Raw genomic sequence first — 1301 nt, 5'->3', positions numbered from 1 at the left:
TTTCTTTCATAACCTTTTCGCTGTATGGCTTCCCAACACAGGTATGCCACCAGCAGGAGGGAAAGCAAATCGGCGACGGGCTGGGCCCACAGGATGCCGTCCATGCCAAGCCTGTTGGAAAAGAGGAAAAGGGCCGGTATGAAAATGAGCCCCTGTCTGCTGACATTGGCAATGAGCGCTTCCGTTCCCTTTCCCATGGCCTGCAGAGTGCTGGTAAGTACGTAAAAGATACCGAATAAAAATCCTGTAGTCAGAAGGATTCTGGCAAAACGGAAGGCATAGCTGTAGGCATCTTTATCGCTTAGAAACTGATGAACCAGTTCTCCCGTAAAAATCCAGCAGACCAGAGTCATGCCCAGACTGAGGCAGGAAGAGGATATAAGGGAGAATCGGAGCACGCTTCGAAACCGTTTCCGATCCCCGCTTCCTGTGCAGTACCCCAGCACCGGCTGGATTCCCTGGCCGAAGCCGATGGACATCATGCCTGTCATCATGGTGATTTTGGAGGCTACACCATATCCTGCCACCGCCAGATCTCCATAGGCCGCCAGCTGACCGTTGGCTATGATCTGGGAAAAGCTCATGAGCATATCCCCCAGGGCTGCCGGAATGCCGATGGACAGTACCCCCTGTACCGTTTCCTGCCGAAGAGCCAGACTGCGGTAATGGATGGATAATCTTGTGTCCTCCCGAGACAAGTAGAGAGCATAGTATATAGCGCTGACTCCGTTGCTCACGGCTGTGGCCGCTGCCGCCCCGGCAGTGCCCCAGTCCAGTACCAGGATAAAGAAAGGATCCAGCGCCACATTGAGCAGGTTGCCGAGAAGCATGCCCATCATGGCCTTCACCGCTCGCCCCTCTGTACGGATAATGCTGCCAAAGCAGTTGGAAAAGGTCACCAGGGGCCCGGAAACGGTAACAATGGCAAGATAAATCCGGGCATAGGCAAAGGTGTCATCACTGGCCCCCATGGTATAGAGCAGAGGATCCATGAATGCAAGAAGGCCTGCCGTCATCAAAAGGCTCACCGCCAGGCAGCCCCAGAAACAGAATGCGCTGATTTCTGCAGCCTCTCTCCAGTTTCCTTTCCCAAAGGATCGGGAAATCATACTGGTACCGCCTGCACCGAATATGTTTCCCACTGCCATAAAAAGGAGATATACCGGCATGGCCAGGGACACTGCCGCCACCATGTAGGGATTCCCTGTTTTTCCAATAAAAAAAGTATCTGCCAGGTTATAGACCATGACCAGTATCATGGCGGCTATGGCAGGCACCGTGTTTTTCCACACCAGTACCGG

1 protein-coding gene is annotated in these 1301 nt (G+C 53.5%); it reads right to left on the bottom strand.

Translation table 11 applies throughout. The annotated features are described in order from the left end of the window. A partial coding sequence (locus ACI4N7_RS05990; RefSeq protein WP_439732442.1) for an MATE family efflux transporter occupies positions 1–1301 on the bottom strand: 1301 nt, incomplete at both ends.

Origin of the sequence: Dialister sp., from assembly GCF_051885895.1 — a bacterium.
Classification (GTDB): Bacteria; Bacillota; Negativicutes; order Veillonellales; family Dialisteraceae; genus Dialister.
Note: the sequence above shows the minus strand (reverse complement) of the source record. Positions and strands in the feature narration are given on the sequence as shown.